Genomic DNA, 13,251 nt, shown 5'->3' on the forward strand with positions numbered 1-13,251 from the left:
ACAGACCTGCCTCAACGGCCGCGATCACCCGCGACCGCAAATCCTCGGATATCGGTCTCACCATGCCTGCTGGCCTCCTATCCAGCAAACAGGATGAATCAGATTTTCAGCGCCAAGGGAATCGCAAACGACTCTATCAGGTCGGATTATGCTCTAGCGGAATGCCATTCGGCAACGGCCGGGTGTGCATATCCGCCACACCATGCAAGGTATCAGAAAGACGTTGATTTTTTGCAGCGCAAGAAGCGCCGGGCAATAACCGTAAAGGCCAGACACAACCGAACCAGTTCGGCCTTTTCGCACCAGCAACAATATCATCGTTTCGGCCGCGCGCGAAGGATAGTACTTTCCGTCGCGAAATCGGGTCGGTTCGGCGTGGTCAAGGATGCGTTGCGGGACCGGAGATGCCCCGACGGAATAGCACGATCTCGGTTATATGCTTGCCGGGTTATGCTTTTTAAGGGTCTGCAAGCCTCGATCCTTCCAAGTCCGAACAGGTCTGGCAAAGGTGGGATCATCAAATAACACGCCCTAATGCAGTGCAGCATGGAAAAACATGCAGTGCAATACGAACCATACCAGAAAGAACATCAAAGCGCTCGTGCGTCGCAGCAAACCTCCGGTTTGCGCTGCAATCCGGCTTTTACCACACGAGATTCATGGGTTTACAACTAATCCGGGCTATGGAATGCGTGTTAAAGACAGTGATATGAAGCGGACTGACGCTTGTTCGTATCGCTGCATACGTGGGAGCTTGGCGGGAACAAGCCAGCCCTGGATCGCGTTGGTAGAGGATGAAGCGGCGATAGCCGCAAAGGTCAAAAATCACTGGTTACAAGGGTTGCAGGATGTCTACTCAGTCTTTTCGTGACGATAACTTCGTCTCATTTCATGAAGCGCCTGTCGGCGAAAGGACGTCGGCTGCCAAAGGTCTTTTGATCGGCCTGGCGTTGAGCCAGGTCTTCTGGATCGGGCTGGCACTCCTCATCTTTTGAAGACGCAACAACGTCCAGCGTTTTGCCCGGACTCTTGCCGATGCATTGCGGGAGAAGCGCGACCTGCGCTTCTCCCGTTTGATTTCTGATTTCCACGTCAGCCCGGAACGCTTCAATAAGCCCCCCGCGCGAGAACGACGCTCGGCAAGGTGAGCAACAGTATCCTGACGTAAAGACGCAGCGAGCGCGCACGGCGATAAAACACGTCGCAGGCAACCCGGCGCTGATAGGTCGTATCGTGCCGTCGGGCGATCTGCCACAGGCCGGTGAGACCCGGCCGCACCGCGCAATAAGCGGCAAAGTGCCGGCCATAACGCGTCACTTCCGCATCCACGATAGGACGCGGACCGACCAGGCTCATATCGCCACGCAGCACGTTGATCAATTGCGGCAGTTCATCGAGGCTGCTTTTGCGCAGCACCCGCCCCAGGGCCGTGATGCGCGGATCTTTCTGCAACTTGTGCGTCGCCTGCCATTCCGCGCGGGCGACCGCATCTGTGGCCAGCACATGGCGAAGCCGGGCATCGGCATCGACGCACATCGAACGAAACTTGAGACAGGCAAAATGGGTTCCGCCTGCCCCCACCCGCCGATGCCGGAACAGCACCGGCCCCCCATCGGAAAGCCGAACGAGCGTGGCGATCGCCAGCATCAGCGGTGCAAAAACCAGCAGCGCGATCACGGCCACGGTAACATCCATGGCGCGAATCCAGACGTCCGCCCCGGCCGACGTCGCGTGCCCCTGTAGCCGACGCCAGCGCGCGCCGGCCTGACGTCGCGGCATGATGTGATCTGCCACCGCCACCGGAAGCGTCCCGTTCCACATGACGACGGGATCCCGAGCCAGATCGTCCCGCACCGCGAGATTGTGTTGATGCGTCACCGTTGCCATTCCCACACCGGCGGTGCCAGACCGCGGCACTCCCCGTGGGGCAATGATAGGAACAGCCGGCAAAGCCAGTCAGCGAGCGATACAGCCGAGATGGTTCGTTAGCGACGGCGTATCGGGCAAGGCAATCAGCCAAGCCGAAGAACGCCCCAGACGATCATTGCCCAGGCAACCGCCGAGGATCCACCAATGATGATTACCCGTAGCCATAGCGGATAAAGCGGCTGATCGAGCGGGACCTCCTCGACGATCGGTGGAACGCTTGCTTCACAATACCTATGGAAACGCGAAAAAACAGGGTTTTGCCTGATAAAGCCGTGCTTCGACGCGGATCGCCCGTCCGCCGCCGGAAAATCGGACGCATCGCCTGATCGGGATTGGGCAACGGGCATTGGCAAAGACCTCCGCCACCAGATTAGCCCGGTAAGCCTGAAACAAGTGTCGATTGCGGATCGGGGGCCTTACGTATTGCACTGGGAAAGACTGCCTAGCCGATCTGGTGATTTGGCCACGGCAAATATTCTCGAATGTGGATGTAAGTGCTGCAGATGACCCGGCGCCGGACAGAGGCGACAGGTAGCAGCCACAGCTGCGGCCGGTGCGTCTCCGGGCAGCAATCGTCGTCGCCGCTTTGCCACGGCCTGTCGGTCGGCTTTACAATGAGCCATGGTGACGGCGGCGACATGCGCTCATCTTTACGGTAGATCAATGATTTGGGAAACTTGGCACGCTCCGTGCGTTAACAAGCTCGTCTCGAAGGTGTCTTCTTCGTGAGGCGGAGCCGACAGACGCCCCCGCGTCGCCCAGCTCCGCCTCCCCCGAAAATCCTGGCATATCTGCAAAAAAGAAAACGCGGTCCCGTTGGGAACCGCGCTTGCGAGGCGTCAGCGCCGGTCATTCCGGCAAAGTCGTGCCGTCAGGCCGGCTTCACCTCTGCCTCTTCCATCAACTGAGCCAGCTCGCCTGCTTCGTACATTTCCATCATGATGTCGGAGCCGCCGACGAATTCGCCCTTCACATAAAGCTGGGGAATGGTCGGCCAGTCGGAATAGGCCTTGATCGCCTGCCGGATGTCCATGTCCTGCAAGACATCGACACTGGCGTACTCCACCCCCAGACGCTCGAGAATCGCGACAGCGCGGCTGGAAAATCCGCACTGCGGAAACAACGGCGTGCCTTTCATGAACAGGACAACGTCGTTGCCCTTGACGATCTCGTCGATGCGCTGCTCGGTAGACATGGCGGGGTAAGTTCCTTTCACGGGACTATTTGGGGGCAGCCGTGGTCAGTTGCAAGGCATGCAGCACGCCCCCCATGCGCCCGCCCAGCGCGGCATAGACGGCCTTGTGCTGCGCCACGCGGCTGATGCCGGCAAACGCGGGGGAAACGACATGGGCCGCATAGTGATCGCCGTCACCGGCAAGATCGGTGATCGTGACTTCGGCATCGGGCAAGGCCGCGCGGATCATGGCTTCGATTTCGGCTGCCGACATGGCCATCAGAATTCACCCATCAACTGGCGGCGGGCCTCGACAGCCTTGGCATCGAGCGCTGCGCGGATTTCCTCTTCGCCGATATCGGTCCCGGCCGCAATCAGATCGCCCAGCAGCTTGCGCACCACGTCTTCGTCACCGGCTTCCTCGAAATCGGTATGGACCACGGACCTAGCATAGGCTTCCGCCTCGGCCTGGGTCAATTTCATGCGTTCGGCCGCCCATTGGCCGAGCAGGCGGTTGCGACGGGCGTGGACGCGGAACATCATTTCCTCGTCGTGGGCGAACTTGGCTTCGAACGCGCGCTCGCGATCATCGAACATGGTCATTATGGTCGGTCCCGTTGATGTTCCTGCCCTTGCGGATAGTCAGCCGCCCGCCACGCCGCAAGGGGAAGCTGCTTCAACGCCCGGTTGCGGGCGTAAACCGGTCAAGGCCGGTGTAAGCGGCAAGGAACGCCAGCACGTCGGCGCCCCCGGCAATCGCCTTGTCCACGCTTTTGCCACCGCCATGGCCGGCGCCGCGCTCCACCCGCAAGAGATGCGGCAGCGGGCCGATGTCGGCCGCCTGCAACGCGGCCACATATTTGAAGCTGTGCGCAGGCACGACCCGGTCGTCGGTATCGGCCGTGGTGACCAGAATCGCCGGATAACGGACGCCATCGCGAATGTTGTGGTAGGGGGAATAGGCACGCAACACATGCCAATCGGCCGGCCGCGCCGGATCGCCATAGTCGTTTACCCAGAACCGGCCGGCGGTGAACCTGTCGAAACGCAGCATGTCCATCACGCCGACATCGGGATTGGCGGCGGCAAACAGATCGGGCCGCTGGTTGACCACCGCGCCAACCAGCAGGCCGCCGTTGGAACTGCCCTGAACGGCAAGGCCGCCGCGGGGCGTGATCCCTTGGTCGATCAGGTACTCGCCCGCGGCAATGAAATCGTCGAAACTGTTCTGCTTGGCGGCAAGGCGCCCGCCATCGTGCCACGCATCGCCGAATTCGCCGCCGCCACGGATGCTGGCCAGGGCAAAGGCGCCGCCCGCCTGAAGCCAGGCCATGCGCACCGGAGACCATCCCGGGGTCAGCGCCACGTCGAACCCGCCATAGCCATAAAGCAGCGTGGGCAGCGCCTGCCCCGCCTGGGCGGCGCGACGGCTGCGTACCAGATAGAGCGGCACCATGGTGCCATCCTTCGAGCGATAGCGACGCTGTTCGACCACGAAATCGGCCGGATCGAACGACAGGCGCGGCTGCGCAAACGGCGTGGCGACGCCCGTCCTCATATCGAGGCGGAAAACGGTGGGCGGCAGGTTGAAGCTGGAAAACCGGTAGAACGTTTCGCTGTCTCCCGGCCTGCCGGCAAAGCCGTTGGCGACCCCGATGCCGTCGAGCATGATCGCGCGCGCCGGCTTGCCGTTCAGATCGGTCACCACCGCCGTGGTGGCGCCGTCGTGCCGATACGACAGGATCAGCCGATTGCCGACGACGTTTCCGGCAGCGAGGGTATGGTCGCGCGCGGGCACCACCACGCGCCAGCGCGCCGCCCCGTTGCCGAGATCCAGTTGCATCACCATGCCGTTGGGTGCGCCGGCATTGGTGATGAACCACAGGCGATCGCCCAACCCCTCCATCACTTTCCATTCGTGATCGAAATTGTCGATGAGGGGCATCACTTTCCATCCGCCGGCCCGCGGCGCGCCAGCGCGCAGATCCACCAGATGAACCATGCGCCGGGCATCGGTGCTGACGTCGGTGGTGATCACGGCCCAGCGCCCGTCCGACGTGACGAAGGCCTTGTGCGCCCATTCGGGATGATCGGGCGTGGCGAACACCAGTTCGTCGGCCGATTGCGGGGTGCCCACGCGGTGAAACCAGACCGCTTTGTTGGCCAGGACGGCCTGATAGGCCTGCCCTTGCGCCGGCGTGGGATAGCGCGAATAGAAAAAGCCTTCGTCGCCCAGCCAGCCGATGAGCGTGTCATTGGCCCATGGGAGGCTGTCGTCCAGCACCTGGCCGCTGCGCACATCGACCACGCCCAGGGTGCGCCAGTCGCTGCCATCGTGCTGACGGCCGAAAGCCAGATAGCGCCCGCTGCGCGATGGCACCCACAGATCGAGCGCCTGGCTGCCATCGGCCGACCAGGCGTTGGGATCGATCAGCAGGCGCGGCCTGGCGCCCAGGCCATCCTGCACATAAAGGGCGGACTGGTTCTGAAGGCCGCTGTTGCGCAGAAAGAAATAGCTGCGCCCGGCCTTGCGCGGCAGCGACACGCGGGGCGAATCAAACAAGTCGCGAATGCGTGCGGCAAAAGCTTCGCGGCTGGGCAGCGCTTTAAGAAAGGACGCGGTCAGGCTGCTTTGCCGCGCCAGCCAATCGGCAACATCGGGGCTGGTGCGCAGATCTGCCTCGAGCCAGCGCCAGGGATCGGCCACCGCCTGGCCGAACGGCTTGTCCACCACGCCGTCACGCCGCGCCTGGGGATAGAACGCGCGCGGCAAGACCAGGCCAGCCGCCGGCGGCAAAGGCCCCACGGGTGCAGGCGAGGCGCCGGAACCGCTCCGCTCAGCCGGGATGATGTCGACCGACGCGTCCATGCCCGCCTCCGACGCGGGGGCAGGCGCGGAGGCGGCGGCCTGTCCGCTCCACGCGCCAAGGCAGGCCAGCACTGCTGCCAGCCCCGCCTTCTGCCATCCTGTCCCAAACATTCTCATTGTCCGCACTTTCTAGCACCGGAGCGGAACCGGCACCAGAGCGTGCATCACGCCAGCGGCCTGAACGGCATGCGACAAAGGGGGATGATCAAAGGCGGGGTTTCAGCCCGGTGAAATGCGCCAGAAAAGCCTGCACATCGGCCGTCTCCTCGATCTGCTTGTCGATCGGCTTGCCCGAACCGTGCCCGGCGCGGGTTTCGATGCGGATGAGATGCGGCCTGGGCCCGATTGCGGCCGCCTGCAGCGCGGCGGCATACTTGAAACTGTGCCCGGGCACCACGCGATCGTCGGTATCGGCCGTGGTGACCAGGATGGCGGGATAATCCACGCCGCTGCGTATGTTGTGATAGGGCGAATAGCGGCGCAACACACGCCAGTCGGCCTCCTTGTCGGGATAACCATAGTCATCCACCCAATAGCGTCCCGCCGTGAATTGGTCGAAGCGCAGCATGTCCATCACCCCCACGGCCGGGCTGGCAGCCGCGAAGAGATCGGGACGCTGATTGGTGACCGCACCCACCAGCAAGCCGCCGTTCGAGCCGCCCTGGATCGCCAGGCCATGGCGCGGGGTGATGCCGTTGGCGATCAACCACTCGCCCGCCGCGATGAAATCGTCGAACACGTTCTGCTTTCGGGCACGGCGGCCGGCATCGTGCCAGGCATCGCCATACTCGCCGCCGCCACGCAGATTGGCGAGGGCAAAGGCGCCGCCGCTTTCGATCCACGTCATGAAGCCGGCCGAAAACCAGGGCGTCAGCGAGATGTTGAAACCGCCATAGCCATAGAGCAACGTGGGCAGCGGCCCCACCGCATCCTTGCGCCGCACGATGAACATCGGCACGCGGGTACCGTCCTTTGACGGATAGAACACTTGTTCCACCCGGAAATCGGCAGGATCGAACGTCAGCTTCACCGTTTCCCAGGGCGCGGTCTTGCCGCTGGCCGGATCGAGCCGCAGGATGGTCCCCGGCTGGATAAAGCTGCTGAACGCCAGATAGGCCACCGGATCGCCCGGGCGGCCGCTTATCCCCGCGGCGCTGCCGATGCCGGGCAGATCGACCGTACCCACCGGCTTGCCATCGAGATCGAAAGCAAGGACCTGGCTTTTGGCATCGCGAATATAGCTGGCAAAGATGCGATCGCCGGCAATGGTCACCGATTCCAGATTGTCCCGACTTTCCGGCACGATGGTGTCAAAGCGGGGTACCGCACCCGAAAGGTCGACGCGCACGATCTTCTTGAGCGGCGCGCCCTCGCCCGATACGAACCACAGCCTGTCGCCCACCGCATCAACAAAGTCCCACTGCGCCTTGAGTTGGGGCACCAGGGCCGAGACCGGCCCGATCGTGCCGCTGCTGACGCGCGCGACGTGAACCGTGTTGACCGGGTCGGTGCCCTCGCTGCTGGCGATCACCACCCAGCGCCCGTCGCTCGAAACACTGGCGGTATGGCCTCGCTCGGGTAGATCCGGCGTGGCGAATATCTGCTCGTCGGCGCTTTGCGGGGTGCCAAGGCGATGCAGCCATACCGTCTGGTTATAGTTCAGCGCCTGGAACGCCTGCCCATCCTTGGGCTGTTCGAACCGCGAATAGAGCAGCGCCTCGTTGCCCAGCCAGGCAAGCCCCGAAAACTTCACCCACTTCAGTTCGTCAGCCAGCGGCTTGCCCTCGGCAACGGTGACGAACCTGATAGTGCGCCAGTCCGAACCGCCATCCTGCACCGAATAGGCCAGCAGCCGTCCGTCATCTGAAGGCGCCCAGGCATCGAGGGCAGTGGCGCCGTCCTTCGCCCAGCCGTTGGGGTCGAGCAGGACCCGCCCCTTGGTCCCTGCCGGCGCATCGGCGGGCCGCACCAGCAACTGTGCCTGGTTCATGAGGCCACCGTTCCAGGTATAGAATGCCGTACCGCCACGCTGCACAGGCAGACCGAAGCGCGCATAGTCGATCAACGCCTTCATGCGCCTTTCCAGTGCCGGCCGTTCAGGCAATTGCTTCAAATAGGCAGCGGTAAACGCGCTTTGCGCCTGAACCCAGGCAGCGACTTTGGGATCGGTGCGAACATCGGCCTCCAGCCAGCGCCACGGATCGGAAACCTGTTCTCCGAAATGGTTTTCCGCCAGCGGAACCGGCGGACTGGCGGGATACGGCGGCAATGGCGACATGGCCTGATCCTTGGCGAGAACGGGCAGCGAGGCGGCAAGCACAAGCGGGGCGATCGCGAGCCAGAAAGGGTTCTTCATCAAAATGTCCCGATCACGAGCGTAGTTGCAGTGGAAACTAGCGCGGGATCGCCACGGCGCAACTGCCTTCCCCTACCCCGCACGGCAAAGCGCAGGCGTGGGCCCGGGCGCAAAAGAAAACGGGCGGAAGCGCAAAGGCCCCGCCCGCGATCAGGCCGATCTTCGGGCAGCATCCGCTGCCCAGCGGATCAGGCGCTTTCGAGTTCGTCTTCGTCGGCGCCAAGCACTGGCCCCGAATCAAGGCCCTTGGCGGCAACGTCGCGGTCGACCAGTTCGATAATGGCGATCGGCGCAGCGTCCGAAGCGCGATAGCCGGCCTTGATGATGCGGGTATAGCCGCCCTCGCGATCGGCATAACGCGCGGCCAGAACCTCGAACAGCTTCTTTTCCTGCGTGTCGTCAAGCAGCCGGGCATGCGCCAGGCGACGGTTCGAAAGGCCGCCCTGCTTGCCCAGCGTGATCAGCTTTTCGACATAAGGACGCAGTTCCTTCGCCTTGGGCAGAGTGGTGGTGATCTGCTCGTGCTTGATCAGCGCGGCTGCCAGATTGCGCAGCAGCGCAATGCGGTGCGAAGAGGTACGACCCAGCTTACGCTGGCCCAGCTTGTGACGCATGATGCTTTCTCCGTTCGTAGGGGGGCCGTGCGAGGTACCCCGATCCAGGCCGGCTTGAGGGGCGGCCTATCCCTTTTTGCGCAAAGTCGCGATATTCAGGCTCCGGCCAGGCCGATCGGGTTCGACCCCGTCCGGCCCGCCAGCACATCAGCCGAGCAATTCCTGCTCCAGCTTCTTGGCCATTTCCTCGATGTTTTCAGGCGGCCAGCCGGGGATGTCCATGCCCAGGCGCAGACCCATCGACGAGAGCACTTCCTTGATCTCGTTCAATGACTTGCGCCCGAAATTCGGCGTGCGGAGCATCTCGGCTTCAGTCTTCTGGACCAGGTCGCCGATATAGATGATGTTGTCGTTCTTGAGGCAGTTGGCCGAACGCACCGACAGTTCCAGCTCGTCCACCTTCTTGAGCAGGTAGCGGTTGAGCTGGTTGGCGTCGCTTTCTTCCGGCGCATGGGCCGAAACGCCGGCCAGCGAGGGCACGTGGCCGGTAGGCACCTGATCGTCGAAGTGGACGAACAGCGCCAGCTGGTCCTGAAGAATGCGTGCGGCATAGGCGACGGCGTCTTCCGGGGTCACCGTGCCGTCGGTCTCCACCGAAAGGCTCAGCTTGTCGTAATCAAGCTCCTGGCCGATACGGGCGTTGTCCACCTTGTAGGAGACCTGACGCACCGGCGAATAAAGCGAATCGACCGGAATCAGCCCGATCGGCGCATCTACCGGACGGTTGGACACGGCCGGGACATAACCCTTGCCGGTGTCGCAGGTGAGTTCCATGTTGAAGGTCGCGCCTTCATCCAGATGGCAGATCACCAGATCCTTGTTCATCACTTCGATATCGCCGGTAACAGCGATATCGCCAGCTTTGACTTCGCCCGGCCCGATCGCGGACAATTGCAAACGCTTGGGCCCTTCGCCCTGCATCTTGAGCGCAATCTGCTTGACGTTGAGCACGATGTCGGTGACGTCTTCGCGCACGCCGGCAAGCGACGAGAATTCGTGCAGCACGTTCTCGATCTTGATCGACGTGACCGCAGCCCCCTGAAGCGAAGAGAGCAGCACCCGGCGCAGCGCGTTGCCGAGCGTAAGACCAAAGCCCCGCTCAAGCGGCTCGGCAACGAAAGTCGCGCGACGCTTTGGATCGTGACCAGGCTTGATGTCGAGAGTGTTGGGCTTCTTCAGTTCCTGCCAGTTCTTGATGTTGACAGTCATGGAATTCCCCTAGGGTTTTTATCAAGAGCGCCGGGCATGAGCCACAGGGGCCGCCGCAACCGGTCGGAACATCAGGCGGACTTGGCGCGCGCGGTACCTCGCGCACCGTCCGCCGGCAGGCAGATCAGACGCGGCGACGCTTGGAAGGACGCACGCCGTTGTGCGGGATCGGCGTCACGTCGCGGATGGCGGTGATGGTGAAACCCACCGCCTGCAGCGCGCGCAGCGCGCTTTCACGGCCCGAACCCGGGCCCTTCACTTCCACTTCAAGCGTGCGCACGCCGTGTTCGGCGGCTTTCTTGCCGGCATCGTCCGCGGCCACCTGGGCGGCATAGGGGGTCGATTTTCGGCTGCCCTTGAAGCCCATCATGCCGGCCGACGACCACGAAATGGCGTTGCCCTGGGCATCGGTGATCGTGATCATGGTGTTGTTGAAGCTGGCGTTCACGTGCGCAACACCGCTGGTGATGTTCTTGCGCTCGCGGCGCTTGATGCGCTGTGGTTCGCGTGCCATGTGTTGAATTCCTGTCGAGAAACCGTTGGGAAGACCTGACCCGAAAGGCCGATCTTACTTCTTCTTGCCGGCGATCGGCTTGGCCTTGCCCTTGCGGGTGCGCGCATTGGTGTGCGTGCGCTGCCCGCGCACCGGCAAACCCTTGCGGTGGCGCAGGCCGCGATAGCAGGCCAGGTCCATCAGGCGCTTGATATTCATCGCGGTTTCGCGACGCAGATCGCCTTCCACGGAGTGTTCGGCGTCGATCGTCTCACGGATCTGGAGCACTTCGGCGTCGGACAGATCCTGAACGCGACGGGCATGATCGATGCCGAGCTTGTCGGCAATCTGGCGGGCCTTGAATGGGCCAATGCCGTGAATATAGGTCAGCGCCACGATCACGCGCTTGTTGGTGGGGATGTTGACCCCGGCAATACGAGCCACTTGTTTCTCCGTTTGCTCCACAGGACGCCGAATCGGCTTCGACGCCCTATCTCATCGCGACAAAACTCGCCGAAAACGCCGATTTCCAAGCCCGCGCAAGCACTTGCATCGGACTGGCAATAGACCCTTCTCGCTCGAGTGAAAGGCGCGCTTAGGGCTTTTGCAGGCAGACGTCAACCAGTAAGGGCGCGCTCGCCAGACAAACCGGCGGGCGCGCGATCACCCGCAGGAGCGGAAGATTGCCTGGCGATGCATGCATCATACGGCACAACTGCGATGGCGCAAAGCGCAGATTGGCATGGCCACAACGGGCAATGCGCTTAACGATCGGAGCTTTTGCCCAGGGCGGCGTCGAAAGCCGCCTGCGCATCCTTCTGCGCGGTGGTTTCGGCGGCGGTTGGATCAAGGGGCGCGACGGGCACAGGCGCATCCGCGGCAGGCCTGGAAGGAACCGGCCGCAAAGGTGCCGGCTTGGCAGGTGCAGCCTTGCCGGCCGGGGCCTTGCGCGGCGGCTTGGCCGGAGCAGGCCGGTTGGCCCCCGCAATCGGCGCGTCAGCAGAGGCAGGCCGGTTTGCCGGCCTGAGCGGGGCGGCGAGCGGGGCGGCCGCAGGCGCTACGCCGGTATCGGCCACGTCCAGCCCGTCGTCCGCTGCCACGGCAGGGGCAACGGTACGCCTGCGGGGCAGCGCGGGCGGCGTGGGCAAAGTCCGGCGCGGGCGGGCGGAAAGCGGTGCCCCGTCGGGATCGAGCGAGGGGCCCTGCGGCATGACGTTCCGCGCCGCCGGGGCACCATCGCCGCTGCCGACATCCGGCCGACGCGACGGGGTGATAATGGGCACCGTGCCGTCGGCGGAAAGCGCCCCGCCCAGCTTGTCGGCCAGGCGGGCGGCCTGCTGCCCCAGCATGCCATCGACCGCCGGCGCGATCTGGTCGGGCCGATAGCGCATATAGCCGCCCACCACGTACTCGAACAAAATGCGCGTGCCCCGCTCGCTGCCGGTCAAGGTGATGGTCATCGCGCCGGTCAGGGCTTCGCTCTGCAACGGCCCCAGCGCGCCCGACAGGCGCAGCACGCGGCCAGGCTCGACATAGACGACGCGCATGTGCTGCACGCCGCCTGGCAACGACTGTGTCCCGCCCTGCCTGGCGGATGGCAGTTTTTCGCAGAAGCATCCGCCAGGCACGGGATCGAGCGTCAGGTTGGCAGCGTCGCCGGAGAACGTGTGCTCTCCCGACCACCAAGTCGCGGGCTTGACCAGCACGCGCCAGACCTCGGGCGTGGCGGCGGCCACGTCCACCGTCTGGCGCACCACGAAACCGCGATCATCGCGCGTGACCACCTCGGCCCGGGCGGGCATGCCGGCAACGAGGCTGCTGGCGGCAGCCGCCAGAAGGAACGCCCCGATCCTGTCTGCAAACCGTGACGGCATCATCGCATTTCCTTTCGCCGCGTGCTTTCTGCGGCTTTCAGATCAGGCGCAACGCCGGCGGAATCTAAACCAGAATCGCTTCGATCGCCGTGGTTACCGCATCCATTTCCGCCATCCCGTTCACGCGCGAGACAATGCCGCGCGCTTCATAGATGGGGAGGATCGGCGCCGTCTTGGCGCGATACTCGGCCATGCGCGTGCGCACCGTATCCTCATTATCATCGGGCCGGCGCTTGAATTCGTGACTGCCGCACCTGTCGCAGGTGCCGTCCACCTTGGGCTTTTCGAACGTGTCGTGATAGCCCTTGCCGCAATTGGCGCAAGTGAAGCGCCCGGTGATCCGCGCAACCAGCGCATCCTCGTTGACCTCGAGCTCGATCACATGATCGAGCCGCCGGCCACGGCTTTCGAGAATGGTATCGAGCGATGCCGCCTGGGCCGCCGTGCGCGGATAGCCATCGAAAATGGCGCCCACGCCAGCGCCCATGGCATCCAGTTCGTCACCGATCAGTGCCGAAACGATCTCGTCGGAAACCAGCTGACCTGCATCCATCACGGCCTTGGCCTTCTGGCCCACGGGCGTTCCGGCCTTGACCGCGGCACGCAGCATATCGCCGGTGGAAAGCTGCTTGAGGCCATGGCGTTCCACCAGGCGCTGAGCCTGTGTGCCCTTTCCAGCGCCCGGCGGACCGAGAAGAATGATGTTCACTGTGGCAGTCCCCTCTGTTCTGCC

13 protein-coding genes are annotated in these 13,251 nt (G+C 63.5%); all 13 read right to left on the reverse strand.

Annotation, left to right across the window (positions count from 1 at the left end):
- Positions 1-884: 884 nt before the first annotated feature.
- The 13 genes from AC3EDY_RS12285 to AC3EDY_RS12345 all read right to left on the reverse strand — a co-directional run bounded on the left by AC3EDY_RS12285 (position 885) and on the right by AC3EDY_RS12345 (position 13,227).
- Positions 885-1,091, reverse strand: a complete 207-nt coding sequence (locus AC3EDY_RS12285) for a hypothetical protein (RefSeq protein WP_488572794.1) — start codon at positions 1,089-1,091, stop codon at positions 885-887.
- 16 nt (positions 1,092-1,107) lie between these two features.
- A complete protein-coding gene (locus tag AC3EDY_RS12290) occupies positions 1,108-1,878 on the reverse strand; it encodes a sugar transferase (RefSeq protein WP_488572795.1) in 771 nt (256 codons plus the stop codon).
- A 922-nt stretch (positions 1,879-2,800) separates the two neighbouring features.
- Positions 2,801-3,124, reverse strand: coding sequence for a Grx4 family monothiol glutaredoxin (gene grxD, locus AC3EDY_RS12295; RefSeq protein ID WP_488572796.1), 324 nt, complete (start codon positions 3,122-3,124; stop codon positions 2,801-2,803).
- A gap of 25 nt (positions 3,125-3,149) precedes the next feature.
- Positions 3,150-3,383, reverse strand: coding sequence for a BolA family protein (locus tag AC3EDY_RS12300; RefSeq protein WP_488572797.1), 234 nt, complete (start codon positions 3,381-3,383; stop codon positions 3,150-3,152).
- On the reverse strand, positions 3,383-3,706 hold the full coding sequence (locus AC3EDY_RS12305; RefSeq protein WP_488572798.1) for a DUF1476 domain-containing protein: 324 nt from the start codon (positions 3,704-3,706) through the stop codon (positions 3,383-3,385). Before AC3EDY_RS12305 ends, AC3EDY_RS12300 begins: the two co-directional genes overlap by 1 nt.
- Positions 3,707-3,779: 73 nt before the next feature.
- Positions 3,780-6,089 (reverse strand): prolyl oligopeptidase family serine peptidase, encoded by a 2,310-nt coding sequence (locus tag AC3EDY_RS12310; RefSeq protein ID WP_488572799.1) that lies wholly within the window; start codon positions 6,087-6,089, stop codon positions 3,780-3,782.
- Between the two features lie 88 nt (positions 6,090-6,177).
- Complete coding sequence (locus AC3EDY_RS12315) at positions 6,178-8,328, reverse strand: prolyl oligopeptidase family serine peptidase (RefSeq protein ID WP_488572800.1); 2,151 nt, start codon at positions 8,326-8,328, stop codon at positions 6,178-6,180.
- Positions 8,329-8,516: 188 nt separating this feature from the next.
- A complete protein-coding gene (gene rplQ, locus AC3EDY_RS12320; protein WP_488572801.1) occupies positions 8,517-8,942 on the reverse strand; it encodes a 50S ribosomal protein L17 in 426 nt (141 codons plus the stop codon).
- A gap of 147 nt (positions 8,943-9,089) precedes the next feature.
- Positions 9,090-10,151: a DNA-directed RNA polymerase subunit alpha gene (locus tag AC3EDY_RS12325; RefSeq protein ID WP_488572802.1), complete on the reverse strand. Its 1,062-nt coding sequence runs from the start codon at positions 10,149-10,151 to the stop codon at positions 9,090-9,092.
- A 124-nt stretch (positions 10,152-10,275) separates the two neighbouring features.
- Positions 10,276-10,665 (reverse strand): 30S ribosomal protein S11, encoded by a 390-nt coding sequence (gene rpsK, locus AC3EDY_RS12330; RefSeq protein WP_008065643.1) that lies wholly within the window; start codon positions 10,663-10,665, stop codon positions 10,276-10,278.
- A gap of 54 nt (positions 10,666-10,719) precedes the next feature.
- Positions 10,720-11,088: a 30S ribosomal protein S13 gene (gene rpsM / locus AC3EDY_RS12335; RefSeq protein ID WP_488572803.1), complete on the reverse strand. Its 369-nt coding sequence runs from the start codon at positions 11,086-11,088 to the stop codon at positions 10,720-10,722.
- A gap of 320 nt (positions 11,089-11,408) precedes the next feature.
- Entirely contained in the window at positions 11,409-12,521 is a 1,113-nt protein-coding gene (locus AC3EDY_RS12340) for an SRPBCC family protein (protein WP_488572804.1), read from the reverse strand.
- Between the two features lie 61 nt (positions 12,522-12,582).
- Positions 12,583-13,227 (reverse strand): adenylate kinase, encoded by a 645-nt coding sequence (locus AC3EDY_RS12345; RefSeq protein ID WP_488572805.1) that lies wholly within the window; start codon positions 13,225-13,227, stop codon positions 12,583-12,585.
- Positions 13,228-13,251 lie beyond the last annotated feature (24 nt).

The sequence above is a fragment of the Novosphingobium sp. DS6-6 genome, from assembly GCF_057784975.1.

Excerpts from the sequence above, each read along its gene's own strand:
- AC3EDY_RS12305 (WP_488572798.1), bottom strand. The coding sequence starts at position 3,706 with ATGACCATGTTCGATGATCGCGAGCGCGCGTTCGAAGCCAAGTTCGCC.
- AC3EDY_RS12300 (WP_488572797.1), bottom strand. The coding sequence starts at position 3,383 with ATGGCCATGTCGGCAGCCGAAATCGAAGCCATGATCCGCGCGGCCTTG.
- rpsK (WP_008065643.1), bottom strand. The coding sequence starts at position 10,665 with ATGGCACGCGAACCACAGCGCATCAAGCGCCGCGAGCGCAAGAACATC.
- AC3EDY_RS12315 (WP_488572800.1), bottom strand. The coding sequence starts at position 8,328 with ATGAAGAACCCTTTCTGGCTCGCGATCGCCCCGCTTGTGCTTGCCGCC.
- AC3EDY_RS12325 (WP_488572802.1), bottom strand. The coding sequence starts at position 10,151 with ATGACTGTCAACATCAAGAACTGGCAGGAACTGAAGAAGCCCAACACT.
- grxD (WP_488572796.1), bottom strand. The coding sequence starts at position 3,124 with ATGTCTACCGAGCAGCGCATCGACGAGATCGTCAAGGGCAACGACGTT.
- AC3EDY_RS12310 (WP_488572799.1), bottom strand. The coding sequence starts at position 6,089 with ATGAGAATGTTTGGGACAGGATGGCAGAAGGCGGGGCTGGCAGCAGTG.
- rplQ (WP_488572801.1), bottom strand. The coding sequence starts at position 8,942 with ATGCGTCACAAGCTGGGCCAGCGTAAGCTGGGTCGTACCTCTTCGCAC.
- AC3EDY_RS12340 (WP_488572804.1), bottom strand. The coding sequence starts at position 12,521 with ATGATGCCGTCACGGTTTGCAGACAGGATCGGGGCGTTCCTTCTGGCG.